The organism is Neoroseomonas lacus (assembly GCF_014644535.1).
GTDB lineage: Bacteria > Pseudomonadota > Alphaproteobacteria > Acetobacterales > Acetobacteraceae > Neoroseomonas > Neoroseomonas lacus.
Window position 1 is genome coordinate 98,225 of sequence record NZ_BMKW01000004.1, and the last position, 14,348, is coordinate 112,572.

15 protein-coding genes are annotated in these 14,348 nt (G+C 68.3%); 13 read left to right on the forward strand and 2 right to left on the reverse strand.

Going from position 1 to position 14,348, the window contains the following annotated elements; translation table 11 throughout:
* Positions 1–3: 3 nt before the first annotated feature.
* From IEY36_RS09110 to IEY36_RS09125, 4 genes are all read left to right on the forward strand, one after another.
* The gene (locus IEY36_RS09110) at positions 4–1,788 is read left to right on the forward strand and encodes a sodium:solute symporter family protein (protein ID WP_188966742.1); all 1,785 of its coding nucleotides are present in this window, start codon (positions 4–6) and stop codon (positions 1,786–1,788) included.
* Between the two features lie 74 nt (positions 1,789–1,862).
* On the forward strand, positions 1,863–2,180 hold the full coding sequence (locus IEY36_RS09115; protein WP_188966743.1) for a hypothetical protein: 318 nt from the start codon (positions 1,863–1,865) through the stop codon (positions 2,178–2,180).
* A 28-nt stretch (positions 2,181–2,208) separates the two neighbouring features.
* Positions 2,209–2,484: a hypothetical protein gene (locus IEY36_RS09120; protein WP_188966744.1), complete on the forward strand. Its 276-nt coding sequence runs from the start codon at positions 2,209–2,211 to the stop codon at positions 2,482–2,484.
* 32 nt (positions 2,485–2,516) lie between these two features.
* The gene (locus tag IEY36_RS09125; protein ID WP_188966745.1) at positions 2,517–2,912 is read left to right on the forward strand and encodes a hypothetical protein; all 396 of its coding nucleotides are present in this window, start codon (positions 2,517–2,519) and stop codon (positions 2,910–2,912) included.
* Positions 2,913–2,925: 13 nt separating this feature from the next.
* Here the strand turns inward: IEY36_RS09125 and IEY36_RS09130 are convergent, their stop codons facing one another.
* Positions 2,926–3,735, reverse strand: a complete 810-nt coding sequence (locus tag IEY36_RS09130) for a ferredoxin--NADP reductase (RefSeq protein WP_188966746.1) — start codon at positions 3,733–3,735, stop codon at positions 2,926–2,928.
* Between the two features lie 93 nt (positions 3,736–3,828).
* On the opposite strand from IEY36_RS09130, the gene IEY36_RS09135 reads away from it, so the two are divergent.
* The 6 genes from IEY36_RS09135 (at position 3,829) to IEY36_RS09160 (ending at position 8,485) form a co-directional block, all read left to right on the forward strand.
* Positions 3,829–4,548 carry a GNAT family N-acetyltransferase gene (locus tag IEY36_RS09135; RefSeq protein WP_188966747.1) on the forward strand — a complete coding sequence of 240 codons (720 nt, stop codon included), beginning with the start codon at positions 3,829–3,831 and terminating at the stop codon, positions 4,546–4,548.
* 78 nt (positions 4,549–4,626) lie between these two features.
* A complete protein-coding gene (locus IEY36_RS09140; protein WP_188966748.1) occupies positions 4,627–4,782 on the forward strand; it encodes a hypothetical protein in 156 nt (51 codons plus the stop codon).
* A 265-nt stretch (positions 4,783–5,047) separates the two neighbouring features.
* Positions 5,048–6,235 carry an amidase gene (locus IEY36_RS09145; RefSeq protein ID WP_188966749.1) on the forward strand — a complete coding sequence of 396 codons (1,188 nt, stop codon included), beginning with the start codon at positions 5,048–5,050 and terminating at the stop codon, positions 6,233–6,235.
* A gap of 2 nt (positions 6,236–6,237) precedes the next feature.
* Entirely contained in the window at positions 6,238–6,756 is a 519-nt protein-coding gene (locus tag IEY36_RS09150) for a GNAT family N-acetyltransferase (RefSeq protein WP_373290317.1), read from the forward strand.
* 96 nt (positions 6,757–6,852) lie between these two features.
* Positions 6,853–7,173: a hypothetical protein gene (locus IEY36_RS09155; RefSeq protein ID WP_188966751.1), complete on the forward strand. Its 321-nt coding sequence runs from the start codon at positions 6,853–6,855 to the stop codon at positions 7,171–7,173.
* A gap of 25 nt (positions 7,174–7,198) precedes the next feature.
* The gene (locus IEY36_RS09160) at positions 7,199–8,485 is read left to right on the forward strand and encodes a DUF2254 domain-containing protein (RefSeq protein ID WP_188966752.1); all 1,287 of its coding nucleotides are present in this window, start codon (positions 7,199–7,201) and stop codon (positions 8,483–8,485) included.
* 44 nt (positions 8,486–8,529) lie between these two features.
* Here IEY36_RS09160 and IEY36_RS09165 read toward each other — a convergent pair whose 3' ends face one another.
* A complete protein-coding gene (locus IEY36_RS09165; protein WP_188966753.1) occupies positions 8,530–8,892 on the reverse strand; it encodes a hypothetical protein in 363 nt (120 codons plus the stop codon).
* Positions 8,893–8,936: 44 nt separating this feature from the next.
* Between IEY36_RS09165 and IEY36_RS09170 the strand changes: the two genes are divergently transcribed.
* Genes IEY36_RS09170 through IEY36_RS09180 form a run of 3 tightly spaced genes read left to right on the forward strand, consistent with a single transcriptional unit; the run spans position 8,937 to position 14,326 of the window.
* Complete coding sequence (locus tag IEY36_RS09170; protein WP_188966754.1) at positions 8,937–9,875, forward strand: ArsR/SmtB family transcription factor; 939 nt, start codon at positions 8,937–8,939, stop codon at positions 9,873–9,875.
* 11 nt (positions 9,876–9,886) lie between these two features.
* A complete protein-coding gene (gene metH, locus IEY36_RS09175; protein ID WP_188966755.1) occupies positions 9,887–13,399 on the forward strand; it encodes a methionine synthase in 3,513 nt (1,170 codons plus the stop codon).
* A 39-nt stretch (positions 13,400–13,438) separates the two neighbouring features.
* Positions 13,439–14,326, forward strand: a complete 888-nt coding sequence (locus tag IEY36_RS09180; RefSeq protein ID WP_188966756.1) for a cation diffusion facilitator family transporter — start codon at positions 13,439–13,441, stop codon at positions 14,324–14,326.
* Positions 14,327–14,348: the final 22 nt, after the last annotated feature.

The following is a 14,348-nucleotide window of genomic DNA, read 5'->3' on the forward strand; positions in this document are numbered from 1 at the left end:
GCCATGTCGGATCCCTCGACCCAGAAAGGTGACTTCCTCTCGAATCTCGGGAAGGTCTACGGCTACTACACGGGTGGCTTTGTCGGCTTCGTGTTGTTCCTCGCCGTGCTCGAGCAGGTGGGGGTGCCGAACCGGATTATCGGCTACCTCTTCGTCTTCCTGACGATCGGCGTATACGCGCTGATCGGATACCTTTCGCGCACGGCGCAGGTCTCCGAATACTACGTCGCGGGACGCCGCGTGCCGGCCTTCTACAACGGCATGGCGACGGGTTCGGACTGGATGTCGGCCGCCTCCTTCATCGGCATGGCGGGCACGCTTTACCTGCTCGGCTATGACGGCCTCGCCTTCGTACTGGGGTGGACCGGCGGTTTCGTGCTGGTGGCGATCCTGCTCGCGCCCTACCTGCGAAAGTTCGGCGCCTACACCGTGCCGGACTTCCTTGGCGCGCGCTACGGCGGCAACTTCGCCCGCTTCTGCGGCGTGATCGTGCTGATGTCGGCCTCCTTCACCTATGTGGTGGCACAGATCTTCGGCACCGGCATCATCGCCTCCCGCTTCCTCGGCATCTCCTTCGAACTGGCGGTGTTCGTCGGCCTCGCAGGCATTCTGGTCTGTTCGATGCTGGGCGGGATGCGGGCGGTCACCTGGACCCAGGTGGCGCAGTACATCATCCTGATCATCGCCTACCTGATCCCGGTGGTACTGCTCTCGGCCAAGGTGACGGGCGTGCCGATCCCGCAGCTGATGTACGGGCAGGCGATCGAACAGATCGAGATGCTGCGCGTGACCAAGGAGGCCCTGGCCGGCGCGCCATCCCACATCACGCCGTTCCAAACCTATGACATGCTCAACTTCTTCGGGCTCATCTTCTGCCTGATGGTCGGCACCGCGTCCCTGCCGCACATCCTGATGCGCTACTTCACCACGCCGTCCGTGCGCGATGCGCGGCAATCCGTGGCTTGGTCTCTGTTCTTCATCTTTCTGCTCTACTTCACCGCGCCGGCCTATGCGGCCTTCGCCAAGCTGGAAGTCTTCCAGAACGTGATCGGTTCCCCGATCGCGAGCCTGCCGGACTGGGTGCGGATCTGGTCCGATATCGGCCTGGTGAGTGTCCGCGACGCGAACAGCGATGGCATCCTCCAGTTCCGCGAATTCACCATCAACGCCGACGCCATCGTGCTGGCGACGCCGGAGATCGCGGGCCTGCCCTACGTCATTGCCGGCCTGGTGGCGGCGGGTGGCCTCGCCGCCGCGCTCTCCACCGCGGATGGGCTGCTGCTCGCCATCGCCAATGCGCTCAGCCACGACGTCTACTACCGGATGATCGACCCGGGCGCGAATACGAAGCGGCGCCTGACGGTGGCTCGCGCGCTGCTCGTCGTGGTCGCGCTCGTCGCGGCCTACGTCGCCAGCACGCGCCCGGCCGGGATCCTGGCCATGGTGGCCTGGGCCTTCTCCATCGCCGCCTCCGGGCTGTTCCCGGCGCTGGTGATGGGCGTGTGGTGGAAGCGCACCACCTCGGCCGGTGCCGTCGCCGGCATGATCGTCGGCTACGGCGTCTGCCTGTTCTACCTGATCGGCACGCAGTACTACGCGATGCCGCTCTGGTTCGGGGTGCGCAACATCTCCTGTGGGCTGTTCGGCATCCCGGCGGCGTTCGTCACGACCTGGGTGGTCAGCCTGATCACGACGGCGCCGTCCAAGGACATGCAGGACTTCGTCGAGAGCATCCGCACGCCACGTGGCGGCGTGCGGCTGGTGGCGGGGGAGAAGGTGCTCGACTGACCGCTGCCTTCCAGCCTGCATTCGACAGGGCGGAACCCTTTCAAGGGTTCCGCCCTTCTTTCATGAGGACGCCGATGGGTGATGACTTCCTGCTCTCCTACCTGCCGTTCTGGATCGTCACCTATGCGCTGGCGGTGGCGGGATGGAGTTGCATCGGCCGCTTCATGATGCAGTTCGTCGTGCCGCCGGAGAGCACCAACTACATCTGGCGCGCCTTCCGCACGCTGTCGGCCTGGCCTGTCGCGGCCGCGCGGCTGCTGGTCCCGTCCTATGTCGGGCCGCTGTTCCTGCCCCTGGTGGCCACCTTCTGGATCTTCGTCCTGCGGGTCGCCTTCGGCCTGGCGATGCTTGCGGCCGGGCTCGCCCCGCGCGTGACCCCGGTGGGGGGGTGAAGGCGTGACACCCCAGACTCTTTTCGTGATGACCGTCGCGGTCAGCCTGCTGGCCGGGATTTCGAGCCCGGCCCTGGCGGTGGCCTTCGCTCTCTATCCGATCTGGCTGCCGGAGATCTTTCCGCGCACGACCGAGGTGGTATTCTATGGGGCGAGCCTGATCGTCGCGACGGGCACGCTGCTCGCCTCTGCGATTCCGGCTGCCGTTGCGGAGCGGATGGGCGCGGGCCCCGAGGCCGCGATGCGCGTCTGGCTGGTCGCCGCGGCGTTGCTGACCGGCCTGGGCATTCTTGCTCGTTTCTGACGGGGCCGCGGTACACCAGAGGGGAAGGGACGATGGACATCCTTCAGACCCTTGCCGACATCTCGATCCGCCGGGCCTGCGGCTTCGCGGCGCTGGGCATCGGCACGGTGATGCTGGCGCTGTCCTACGACCTGGAACTCGCCTTCAGGTCGGGCGCCATTCTCACCTCCATTGCCTGCATCGTGATCTGGCTCCTGGCTTGGCGATCGCCCCGGCGCGACGTTCGCGAGACCGAGCTCTGGTCGATGCTCGCGAGTGAACGCCTGTACCTGACGCGCGGGCCCGAGGCGCCGCGCATCCGGGCGTTGGCCGGGCGGATCCTGCATGAGCGGCTCGTCTGGCATGGTCAGCGGGTCGCCTTCGCGGCGATGGCGTTGTGGATCTGCACGGGGATCGCGGTCGCCGCGCGCCTGGTCCTCGGCGATTGAGGACGGACCAGATTTACTTCGTCACGAAGGCCTTCTCGACCACGTAGCTGCCCGGCGCGTTGTTCGACCCTTCCTCGAAGCCGCGCGCCTCGAGCATCGCCTTCATGTCGCGGTTCATCGCTTCCGACCCGCACAGCATCACCCGGTCGTGTTCGGGGTTGAGCACCGGCAGGCCGAGATCGGCGAAGATGCGCCCCGATTCGATCAGATCCGTGATGCGGCCCTGGTGGCGGAACGGCTCGCGCGTCACCGAGGGGTAGTACAACAGCTTGCCGGCGACCATCTCGCCGAGGAATTCATGGGCCGGCAGTTCGCGCTCGAACAGGTCGCGATGCGCGAGTTCGGCCACCTCGCGCACCGTGTGGGCGACGACGACCGTCTCGTAGCGTTCATAGACATCCGGCTCGCGCGCCAGGGAGAGGAAGGGCGCGAGACCGGTTCCGGTCGCCAGCAGCCACAGGGTGCGCCCGGGCAGCAGGTTGTCGGTCACCAGCGTGCCGGTCGGCTTCCTGCCGATCAGCACCGTATCCCCCACCGCGATGTGCTGCAGCCGCGAGGTTAGGGGGCCGGCCTGAACCTTGATGGAGAGGAATTCGAGCTCCTCGTCCCAGGTCGGGCTCGCCACCGAATAGGCGCGCACCAGCGGCTTGCCGTTCACCATCAGCCCGATCATGGCGAATTCGCCGGCGCGGAAGCGGAACGCCGTGTCCCGCGTGCAGCGGAAGGAGAACAGGCGGTCCGTCCAGTGATGGACCCAGGTCACCCGCTCACCGAAATAGGCGGCGGGGATCACGGGGGCGGCGGGGGTTGGGGCGTCGTTCATGGCGGGGGTCTTGTGCTGCGCTGCGGCAGCGGACGCAACAGGAATGCTGCATCGTCCTTGTGTTAGCGTCGGCGCGGGGCTTTGCTGCCCGCCATGCAGGACCTTCCGCCCGGTATCCCCGTCGACCCCGACACCAACCCGCCCGTCGGCCCGAAGGTTGACGCTACCCCCCGACCCCTGCCGCCGCGCATGCCCCATCGCGGCGCCTCGGTGGACCTCGAACCGCTGCATGTCCGCCACGCGACCGAACTGTTCCACGCCGCGCAGGGCGAACCGGCCGAGGGGTCCTGGGCCTATCTCGGCTATGGCCCCTTCGCCACCGAGGCGGCGATGCGCGCCCATGTCGGTGCCATGGCCGCGACCCATGACCCGATGGCCTGGGCGGTGCGCCCACATCGCACCGGCACCGCCGATGGATGGCTGACGCTCATGGAGATGTTCCCGGGCCATGCGCATATCGAACTCGGCAACATCTGGTTCTCCCCGCGCATGCAGCGCAGCCGCGCGGCGACCGAGGCGATGTTCCTGCTGATGCGCCATGCGATGGACGACCTCGGCTACCGGCGCCTGACCTGGAAGTGCAATGCGCTGAACATGCCCTCGCGCCGCGCCGCCGAGCGGCTCGGCTTCACCTATGAGGGCACGCTGCGCAACGTACTGGTGGTCAAGGGCCGCCGTCGCGACACCGCCTGGTTCTCGATGCTGGACGATGAATGGCCATCGCGCCGCGAGGCCACCGCCGGCTGGCTGGATGCGGCCAATTGGGGCGCGGATGGGCGGCCGAAGCAGAGCCTTTCGGCATTCCGCGTCTGACCGGCGCGATTCCCTGGCATTCGCGCAACATTTCCGCTAAATGACAATCAGGAAATGTTCGCGTCAGGAGCATCCGCCATGGCCGACCCGTCCCTCGGTGAGATCGTGAGCTGGGCCTTCATTCTCGGCACCTTCGCCTTTGTCGCGGCGCGGCGCCTCGGCGCCGGACCCGCGCTGGTGGCGGCGACGCTGGCCGCCCTGGGCACCAAGGCCGCGCTGCTCAACTTCGGCTGAGGCGGCAGGCCCGGCGGCGGGGAGGCTAACACCGGCTCAAGGCCGTCTCGCCGCAGAATGCGGCAAGCAGGGCGAACGCGGCGCCCCTGAAGGGCCTTTAGCGGCCCGGCTAGCCGTCCTCGCGCAACCACCCACGTCATTGTCGGAATCGGTTCACGTGGCCATCCGGGCCATTCCGGCGTTCGGCGCGCGCGGCATCGGCCGTCGGTTGTCAGCGAGCGGCCGCTGATCCACCCTTCCGCCCAACTGGGCTGGAGTACGCTGCATGGTCGATGATCCCGTAGGTGCCTTCGTTCCGGGCCCGAGGACGCAACGCGCGGGCGCGAGCGAAGGCCCGCTCGCCGGGCTCACCTTCGCCGTCAAGGATCTCTACGACACCGCCGGCGACGTCACCGGCTACGGCAATCCCGACTGGGCCCGCACCCATGCCCCGGCGACCGTCGATGCCGCCGTCGTCACGGCGCTGCTCGAGGCCGGCGCGCGGCTGGTGGGCAAGACCAAGACCGTGGAACTCGCCTATGGCCTGACCGGCGAGAATGTCTGGCATGGCACGCCGACCAATCCCGCCGCGCCCGACCGTTTTCCCGGCGGGTCCTCCTGTGGGTCGGCGGCGGCGGTGGCGGCGGGCATCGTCGACATCGCGATGGGCTCGGATACCGGCGGGTCGGTGCGCATCCCGGCTTCCTATTGCGGCATCTATGGCATCCGCCCGTCCTGGGGCGCGGTCAGCCTGACCGGCGCCTGCCCACTCGGGCCGGCCTATGACACCGCCGGGTGGTTCACCGCCGATGCCGGGCTGCTGCGCAGCGTCGGCGAGGTGCTGCTCGCCCCGGCCGGGGCGGCCGCGACCGGGCCGCTGCTCAAGATCCAGGAAGCCTGGGTAAATGCCGACCCCGCCACCGCCCGCGCCCTGGCCCCGGCGCTGGAGGCCGCCGAACGCGTGCTCGGTGCCGCCCTGTCCATCCGGCTCGCTCCGGAGGGGCTCGGAGCCTTTTACGAGGCCTTCCGCTGCGCCCAGGCGGTGGAGGCCTGGGCAAGCCTCGGCCCGTGGATCGAGGCGACCAATCCGACCTTCGGCCCCGGCGTGAAGGAACGCTTCGCCGCGGCCAAGGCGATGGACCCAGCCAAGGCCGCCGCCGGGCGCGCCTTTCGCCGCGTTGTGCACGCGCGCATCCGGGCGTTGCTGGGCGGTGGCGCCGTGCTGGTCTATCCGACTTCTCCGGCGCCGGCGCCGCTGCTCAGCGCTAGCCAGGCGGAACAGAATGCGGTTCGCGAGAGGACCATGGGCGTGACCGCCATCGCCGGGCTGTGCGGCCTGCCGGAAGTCACAATCCCGGCCGGGCGCGTCGATGGTGCCCCGGTCGGGCTCTCCCTGGTGGGGGCGCCGGGCAGCGACCGCGCCTTGCTCGGCCTGGCGGAGGCGGTTGCGCAGGCCACCGGGCTGCCGGCATGACGATCAGCATCCGCGACGCGACGGCGGTCGATGTGCCGGCCATGACCGCGATCTATGCCCATCACGTCCTGCACGGCACCGGCACCTTCGAGGAGAACCCCCCGGCCGAGGCCGACCTCGCCGCCCGCATGGCGGCGGTGCAGGCCAAGGGCTGCGCCTGGCTGGTGGCGGAGGAGGACGGCATGGTCCTCGGCTACGGCTATTTCGCGCCGTTCCGGGAACGCTCGGCCTATCGATTCACCGCCGAGGATTCCGTCTATGTGCGCGACGACATCCGAGGCCAGGGCGTCGGCAAGGCGCTGGTCGCCGCCCTGCTGCCGCGGGCCGAGGCGAGCGGCTTCCGCCAGATGATCGCGGTGATCGGCGATTCCGAGAATACCGGCTCGATCGGCCTGCACATCTCGCTCGGCTTCCGCCAGGTCGGGCTGCTGAAGGCGGTGGGCATGAAGTTCGGCCGCTGGGTCGATGTGGTGCAGATGCAAAAGGCGCTGGGCGAGGGGGAGAAGACCCTGCCGGCATGAGGCGCGTTGCACGCCTCGCCGTGCCGCCCCATCTCCCCTTCTATCGACCATCGGTGGCCCAGCCCGGGCCGCCGGGAACCGAGGGGAGAGGGATTGATGACCGCAATCGATCCGACGGCCCGGCCCGACCTCGATCGGGCCCTGCTCGATCCGCCATCGGTCTTCGCGACGCCGGAGGCTGTGGTGGCCCATCCCGCCCTGGCAACGGCGGAGAAGATCGAGATCCTGAAGCGCTGGGCCTACGATGCCGCGGATATCGCCGTGGCGGTCGAGGAAGGCATGCCCGGCGCGGAGGAAGTGCTGCTGCGCCGCATCACCCTCGCCCTGCAGCTATTGGCCGGCCCGCTCGACCTCGACCAGGCTGGGCCAAGCAAGCAGCACGGTATGGCGCGCGGCGCGGTGAAGCCCGGCGGGTGATGCAGCGGCGCCAGCGGCCACCTCGATGAGGAACCGCCTCAACGCCTTCATCGAATGGTTCGGCGACGTCTTCTGGGTAATCCCGGCGTTGCTTTCGCTGAGCGGCGTGCTGCTTGCCGAGGTGGCGCTGCGGCTGGAGGCCCCTGGCAACGCACTGCTGCCGCAGGCGCTGATCTTCGCCGACAGCGCGGCCGGCGCGCGTAGCCTGCTCGGCACCATTGCCGGTTCGGCGATCGGCGTGGCGGGCACCATCTTCTCCATCACCATCGCGGCGCTGTCGTTGACGTCCGGCCAGATGGGGCCGCGCCTGCTGCGCAACTTCCTGCGCGATACCGGGAACAAATTGGCGCTCGGCCTGTTCCTGATGACCTTCGCCTATTGCATCGAATTGCAGCGCGGCATGGGCGCGCCCGATAACGCCTCGATCCCGCATCTCGGCCTCGCTTTGGCGGTGGCGCTGGCGCTCCTCTGTACCGGGCTGCTCGCCTGGTTCGTCCACCACGTTGCCGGCGGCATCAATGTCGAGACCGTCATCACCCTGGTGCAGGATGAACTGCTGGCGGCCTGCGACCGGCTGACCACGGATGAAGCGCCACCGGCCGGGTTGCGTCTCGCTGAGCCACCACCGCCCGGTGCGCCGGTGCGCTGTGCCGGCACCGGGTATCTGCGCGCGATCGACCATGACGAGTTGGCCGATTGGGCGGCAGGGAAGGGCGCCGTCCTGTCGATACTGGCGCGGCCGGGAGACTTTCTGCATTCCGCCACACGCATCGCCGAGATACGCCCCTCCCACCTGGCGCCCGAGGCCGCCGAGGCGGTGCGCGAAGCCATGACACTCGGCCCGCGCCCGGCCGCGGCGCAGGATCTGGAATTCGCGGTGCGTCAGTTGGTCGAGGTCGCAGTGCGCGCCTTGTCCCCTGGCATCAACGACCCGTTCACCGCGATCGCGGTGCTGGACCGGCTGGGCGCGGCATTGTCCGGCCTGGCGGGGCGATACCTGCCCAGTGCCGTCCTGCTGCGTGACGAGGTGGTGGTGCTGTACCGGCGCCGGACCACCTATCACGGGCTGTGCGACGCCATGTTCCACATGATCCGCCAGGCGGGCGCCGGACAGGCCGCCGTGCTGATCCGCCTGGTCGAGGTGATTGACGACGCGCTGGACGTCGAAACCGACCGCGCCCGGCGCGATCGTCTATTTTACCATGTGCGGCTTGCCCTCGGTGCCGCGCAGGCGGGGATAGCGGATGCAAAGGGGCTGGCGGACCTGGAGGCACGGGCGACGGAGACGCTGAGGCGGACCGGCGACGGGTGATGTTGTGCCGGAAGGTCGATGGGCGGCGCCCCTCCAACCTTCTCCTACCCCGCCCGAAACCGCGCCAAGGTCAGCGCATCCTCGCGCAGAGCCGTCGCGACCTGGGCCTGCGCGGCCGGGCTGGCGGCCACCACCGCGACCCGGTCGAACCACGGGCTGCGCCCTCGCGCACGGCCCTGGAACAGCCGGTCGAGCGCTACCGCCGCGGCCGACCGTCCCGCGCAACAGCCGCAGCCGAAGCGGTGTACCGGTCGTGCATCGAAGCGTTCCGTCGCCACCGCGCCACTGGCGATGCCCGGCATATCGGTCAGCACCGCCGCCGGCCCACCCGCGCCAAGCCACGCCGCCAAGGCCTCGGCGTCGGGAAAACAGGTGATCGGGACGCGGCTGTCGGGGTTCTTGTCCATGAGATACTGGACATAAGGATATCTTTATGACTATGTCCAGCCCCATGGATGAGCTCCTCACGCAACTCCGCGCCGCGGCTGAGCCGACGCGCCTGCGCCTGCTCGCGCTATGCGCCCGCGGGTCCTGGTGCGTGTCGGACCTAGTGGCGATCCTCGGCCAGTCCCAGCCGCGCCTGTCGCGCCACCTGAAGCTGCTGGTCGAGGCCGGGCTTCTCGCCCGCACGCCGGAAGGCGCCAATGCTTGGTTCCAGGTGCCGCCCGAGGCGGACCTCGCGCGCCAGATCCTCGCCCGCCTGCCGGAGGACGATCTGCTGCTCGCCGCCGACCGGCGCGCGGCGGCCCGGCTGGCGGCCGAACGCGCCAGGACGGCCTCCGAATCCTTCCGCCGCCACGGTGCCGATTGGGACGAGATGCGCGCGCTCGACCTGCCCGGCGCGGCAATCGAGGCCGCCCTGCTCGCGGCGCTGCCGGCGCGCGTCGGGCGGCTGCTCGACATCGGCTGCGGCACCGGCGGGTTGCTGGAGCGCCTCGCCCTGCGCATCGAGGAAGGGCTTGGCGTCGATGCCTCGCGCGACATGCTCGCGCTGGCGCGGACCCGGCTGGCCGAACACGGGCTGTCCAACATCGCCGTGCGCCAGGCGGATATGTACCGCTTGCCGCTGGCCGATGCGGCTTTCGATGCCGTAACGCTACAAATGGTGCTGCACTACGCCGAGGACCCCGCCGCCGCGCTCGCCGAGGCCGGCCGTGTGCTCAAGCCCGGCGGCGTGCTGCTGATCGTCGACCTGGCGCCGCATGAACGCGGCGACCTGCTCGGTGCGCATGCGCATCGCTGGCCCGGCTTTGACGATGCTGAAATTGCCGGCTGGCTCGGTGCGACCGGCTGTGTGCCGGCCAACAGCCTGACCATTGCGGGCGCCTTGCCCGTCCGCCTCTGGGTCGCGGAACGTAAGACCCATCCTGAAGCTGTCCTGTCCGTCTGAGGTTGCCCCCGATGTCCCGTCCCCATCTGCTCGATGCCCTGCGCGACCGCGTTCTCCTATGTGACGGCGGGATGGGCAGCCGCGTGCAGGTGATGGACCTCGACGTCGATCGCGACTTTTGGGGCAAGGAGAACTGCACCGACGTGCTGGTGCTCTCGCGCCCCGATGTCGTGCGCGAAATCCATCGCGGCTACTACGAGGCCGGCGCCGACATGGTGCTGACCAACACCTTCGGCGGCTCGCCGGTCACCCTTGCCGAGTTCGAACTGGAAGACCGCGCCTTCGAGCTCAACAAGAACGCCGTCGAGATCGCGCGCGAGGCGGCGGAGAGCTTCGCTGATGGCCGCCACCGCTGGGTGATCGGCGATATCGGCCCGGGCACCAAGCTGCCGACGCTCGGCAACATCACCTATGACGCGCTGGAAGCGGCGTTGCTCGTGCAATGCCGTGGCCTGATTGCCGGCGGTGCCGATGCGCTGCTGACCGAGACCAACCAGGACACGCTGTTCATCAAGGCTGCCGTCAACGCGGCGAAGATCGCCCGCGCCGAGGCGAAGTCAGACATCCCCGTCTTCGTGCAGGTGACGGTCGAGACCACCGGCACGCTGCTGGTCGGCCCCGATATCGGCGCGGCGGCGGCGGTGATCCATTCGCTCGACGTGCCGCTCATGGGGTTGAACTGCGCCACCGGCCCGCAGGAAATGGCCGAGCATGTCCGCTTCCTGGCGCAGAACTGGCCCGGCCTGATCTCCTGCCAGCCCAATGCCGGCCTGCCGGAACTGGTCGATGGCAAGACGCATTATCCGTTGGGTGCGGCTGAGCTTGCATCGTGGATGGAACGCTTCGTCACCGAGGATGGCGTGAACCTGATCGGCGGCTGCTGCGGCACCTCGACGCCGCATATCCAGGCGCTGGACGCGATGCTGCGCAAGGTCGGCGGGTCCGCCTATCGGCCTGCGCCGGTCGCGCGCAAATTCTTCTGGGTGCCGTCGGTCGCCTCGCTCTACAACGCCGTGCCGCTGCGGCAGGAGAATGCGTATTTCTCCATCGGCGAGCGCTGCAACGCCAACGGCTCCAAGGCATGGCGCGAGCGTCAGGCCGCCGGCGATTGGGACGGTTGCGTCGCCATCGGGCGCGAGCAGGTGGGGGAGGGGTCGAATTCCCTCGACATCTGCACCGCCTTCGTCGGCCGAAACGAGATCGCCGAGATGAATGAGGTGATCCGCCGCTTCACCTCCTCGGTGAACGCGCCGCTGGTGATCGATTCCACCGAGACGCCCGTGATCGAATCCGCGCTGAAGCTGCATGGCGGCAAGCCGATCATCAACTCGATCAATTTCGAGGATGGTGAGCAGGCCGCGATCGACCGGCTGAAGCTTGCCAAGAAGTTCGGCGCCGCCGTCATCGCCCTGACCATCGACGAAGTCGGCATGGCCAAGACCGCCGAGGACAAGCTGCGCATCGCCACGCGCCTGGTTGAGTTCGCCTGTGACAAATACGGCCTGCCGCAGTCGGACCTGATGATCGATCCGCTGACCTTCACCATCGCCACCGGCAATGAGGACGACCGCAAGCTCGGCCAATGGACGCTGGAGGGCATTCGCATGATCCGGGACAAGTTCCCGGACATCCAGATCATCCTCGGCCTGTCCAACATCTCCTTCGGTCTGAACCCGGCCGCGCGGCATGTGCTGAACAGCGTGTTCCTCGACCATGCGGTGAAGGCCGGGATGACCGGCGCGATCGTGCATGTGTCGAAGATCAAGCCGCTGCACCTGATCCCGCCCGAGGAAGTCGCCGTCGTCGAGGACCTCATCTTCGACCGCCGTCGCGAAGGCTATGACCCGCTGCAGAAGGTGCTGGAGATCTTCTCCGGCCGTAAGGCCGCCGACAGCGTCAAGAAGGTGCGCGCCGAGACGGTCGAGGGACGCCTCAAGGACCGTATCGTCGATGGCGACCGTAAGGGTCTGGATGACGAACTGGCCGATGCCCTGGCCCAGGGCCTCGCACCGCTGTCCATCATCAACGACGTGCTGCTCGACGGCATGAAGGTGGTGGGCGAGCTGTTCGGCTCGGGCAAGATGCAGCTGCCCTTCGTGCTCCAGAGCGCGGAGACGATGAAGGCCGCCGTCGCCTATCTCGAACCCCACATGGAACGCGTGGCGGGGCAGGAGAAGGGCATCATCGTGCTCGCCACCGTGAAGGGCGACGTTCATGACATCGGCAAGAACCTGGTCGACATCATCCTGACCAACAACGGCTACAAGGTCATCAATCTCGGCATCAAGGTGCCGCTCGCGGACATGGTCACGGCGGCGAAGGAACACCGCGCCCATGCCATCGGCATGTCCGGCCTGCTGGTGAAATCCACCGTGGTGATGCGTGAGAACCTCGAGGAGATGGCGCGCCAGGAGCTCGACATCCCGGTGATGCTCGGCGGTGCCGCGCTGACGCGCAACTACGTCGAGGATGACTGCGTGCGCGCCTATGCGAAGGACGGCACGACCGGCCGCGTCGCCTATGCGCGCGATGCCTTCGACGGGCTGCATTTGATGGACAAGGTGGTCGGCAACGGCTTCGACGACTATCTCGCCGCCGTGCAAGCCAAGCGTGTCGGCAAGGCGCGCAACGAGAAGCGCACCCTGGGCCAGGCCGATCCGCGCGGCTTCGCCCCGGTCGACGTGGCCTATGCGGAGCAGCGCCGCCGTCGTGTGTCCGCGGAATCGACGACGCCCGTGCCACCCTTCTGGGGCGCGCGGACGATCGAGGCCTCGCCCAAGGCGATCGTGCCCTTCATCAACGAGCGCAGCCTGTACCAGTTCCAATGGGGCTTCCGGAAACAGGGCCGCTCGCTGGAGGACTTCCTCGGCTGGGCGAAGCAGGAGCTGCGCCCGGTACTCCAGCGCATGCTCCGCATCACCGGCGAGCAGAACATTCTCAAGCCGCAGGCGATCTACGGATATTGGAAATGCGCCGGCCAGGGCAACGACCTCATCCTGTTCGAAGAGGACGGCATCACCGAGGCGACGCGCTTCACCCTGCCGCGCCAGCCCAAGGATGATGGCGAGTGCATCGCCGATTTCGTGCGCGATATCGGCGACGGGCCGGACCATCGCGACGTGATCGGCCTGCAGGTGGTCACCGTCGGCCAGAAGGCGTCAGACATCGCGCGGGAATGGTTCGAGGACAACCGTTACCAGGACTACCTCTATCTGCATGGCCTCTCGGTCGAGATGGCCGAGGCGATGGCCGAATACGCCCACAAGCGCATCCGCGCCGAATGGGGCTTCGCCGGCGAGGATGACCGCGACATGGACAAGATGTTGCAACAATCCTACCGGGGCGGCCGGTACTCCTTCGGCTACCCGGCCTGTCCGCGGCTGGAGGACCAGGTCCCACTGCTGCGCCTGCTGGGGGCGGAACGCATCGGCGTGACGATCAGCGACGAGTGGCAGCTGCACCCGGAACAGTCGACCAGCGCGATCGTGCTGCACCACCCCCGCGCGAAGTACTTCTCCGTCTAGCCCCCGGGGGCTAAACCCCGCGCCATGACGGAGAGCAGGATGAACCGCGCCACGATGCTTGCGATCGGCAGCGTCGTGGTGGCGATGGCGGTGTTGGGGCTGAAGGCGGTCGCCTGGTGGCTGACCGGCTCGGTCGCGCTGCTGGCCGACGCCTTGGAGAGCATTGTCAATGTCGCGGCCGCCGCCGCGGCGCTGGCCGCCATCAGCTTCTCCGCCCGCCCGGCCGACGCCAACCATCCCTATGGCCATGCCAAGGCGGAATATTTCTCGGCGGTGCTGGAAGGCGCGCTGATCATCGTCGCGGCGATGCTCATCCTGCATCAATCCTGGGGCGCCTTCCTGGCCCCGCGCGCGCCGGAGCAGGCGAAGCTCGGCCTCGCCATCTCGGCGGTGGCAACGGCGGTCAATGCCGCCTGGGCCTTGACGCTGATGCGGCGCGGGCGCGCGTTGCGCTCTCCGGCGCTGATCGCCGATGCGCATCATTTGTGGTCGGATGTAGTGACCTCGGCCGGGGTGATCGCCGGCGTCGGGCTGGTGGCGCTGACCGGCACGCTGTGGCTCGACCCGCTGCTGGCGGCGCTGACCGCCGGCAACATCCTGTTCTCCGGCTTTCGCCTGCTGCGCGAAAGCGTCGGCGGGCTGATGGATGAGTCCGTGCCGCCGGCCACGCTCGAACGCATCCGCCGCATCGTCGCCGCCGAGGCGGAAGGCGCGATCGAGGCGCATGACCTGCGGTCCCGCCATGCCGGTCGCTACACCTTCCTGGAGTTCCACCTGGTGGTGCCGGGTTCGATGACGGTGCAGGAGGCCCACGACATCTGCGACCGCGTCGAGGCCGCGCTGAAGGCTGAACTCGACAGCGCCATCATCACCATCCATGTCGAGCCCGAGGCCAAGGCCAAGCAGAAGGGCGTCCCGGTGCTGTGACGGCCGCTCGCCGGTCGATCCA

Bases quoted from the DNA above. Each gene is read 5' to 3' on its own strand.
- IEY36_RS09110 (WP_188966742.1), top strand. From the start codon at position 4: ATGTCGGATCCCTCGACCCAGAAAGGTGACTTCCTCTCGAATCTCGGG.
- IEY36_RS09115 (WP_188966743.1), top strand. From the start codon at position 1,863: ATGGGTGATGACTTCCTGCTCTCCTACCTGCCGTTCTGGATCGTCACC.
- IEY36_RS09120 (WP_188966744.1), top strand. From the start codon at position 2,209: ATGACCGTCGCGGTCAGCCTGCTGGCCGGGATTTCGAGCCCGGCCCTG.
- IEY36_RS09125 (WP_188966745.1), top strand. From the start codon at position 2,517: ATGGACATCCTTCAGACCCTTGCCGACATCTCGATCCGCCGGGCCTGC.
- IEY36_RS09130 (WP_188966746.1), bottom strand. From the start codon at position 3,735: ATGAACGACGCCCCAACCCCCGCCGCCCCCGTGATCCCCGCCGCCTAT.
- IEY36_RS09135 (WP_188966747.1), top strand. From the start codon at position 3,829: ATGCAGGACCTTCCGCCCGGTATCCCCGTCGACCCCGACACCAACCCG.
- IEY36_RS09140 (WP_188966748.1), top strand. From the start codon at position 4,627: ATGGCCGACCCGTCCCTCGGTGAGATCGTGAGCTGGGCCTTCATTCTC.
- IEY36_RS09145 (WP_188966749.1), top strand. From the start codon at position 5,048: ATGGTCGATGATCCCGTAGGTGCCTTCGTTCCGGGCCCGAGGACGCAA.
- IEY36_RS09155 (WP_188966751.1), top strand. From the start codon at position 6,853: ATGACCGCAATCGATCCGACGGCCCGGCCCGACCTCGATCGGGCCCTG.
- IEY36_RS09160 (WP_188966752.1), top strand. From the start codon at position 7,199: ATGAGGAACCGCCTCAACGCCTTCATCGAATGGTTCGGCGACGTCTTC.
- IEY36_RS09165 (WP_188966753.1), bottom strand. From the start codon at position 8,892: ATGGACAAGAACCCCGACAGCCGCGTCCCGATCACCTGTTTTCCCGAC.
- IEY36_RS09170 (WP_188966754.1), top strand. From the start codon at position 8,937: ATGGATGAGCTCCTCACGCAACTCCGCGCCGCGGCTGAGCCGACGCGC.
- metH (WP_188966755.1), top strand. From the start codon at position 9,887: ATGTCCCGTCCCCATCTGCTCGATGCCCTGCGCGACCGCGTTCTCCTA.
- IEY36_RS09180 (WP_188966756.1), top strand. From the start codon at position 13,439: ATGAACCGCGCCACGATGCTTGCGATCGGCAGCGTCGTGGTGGCGATG.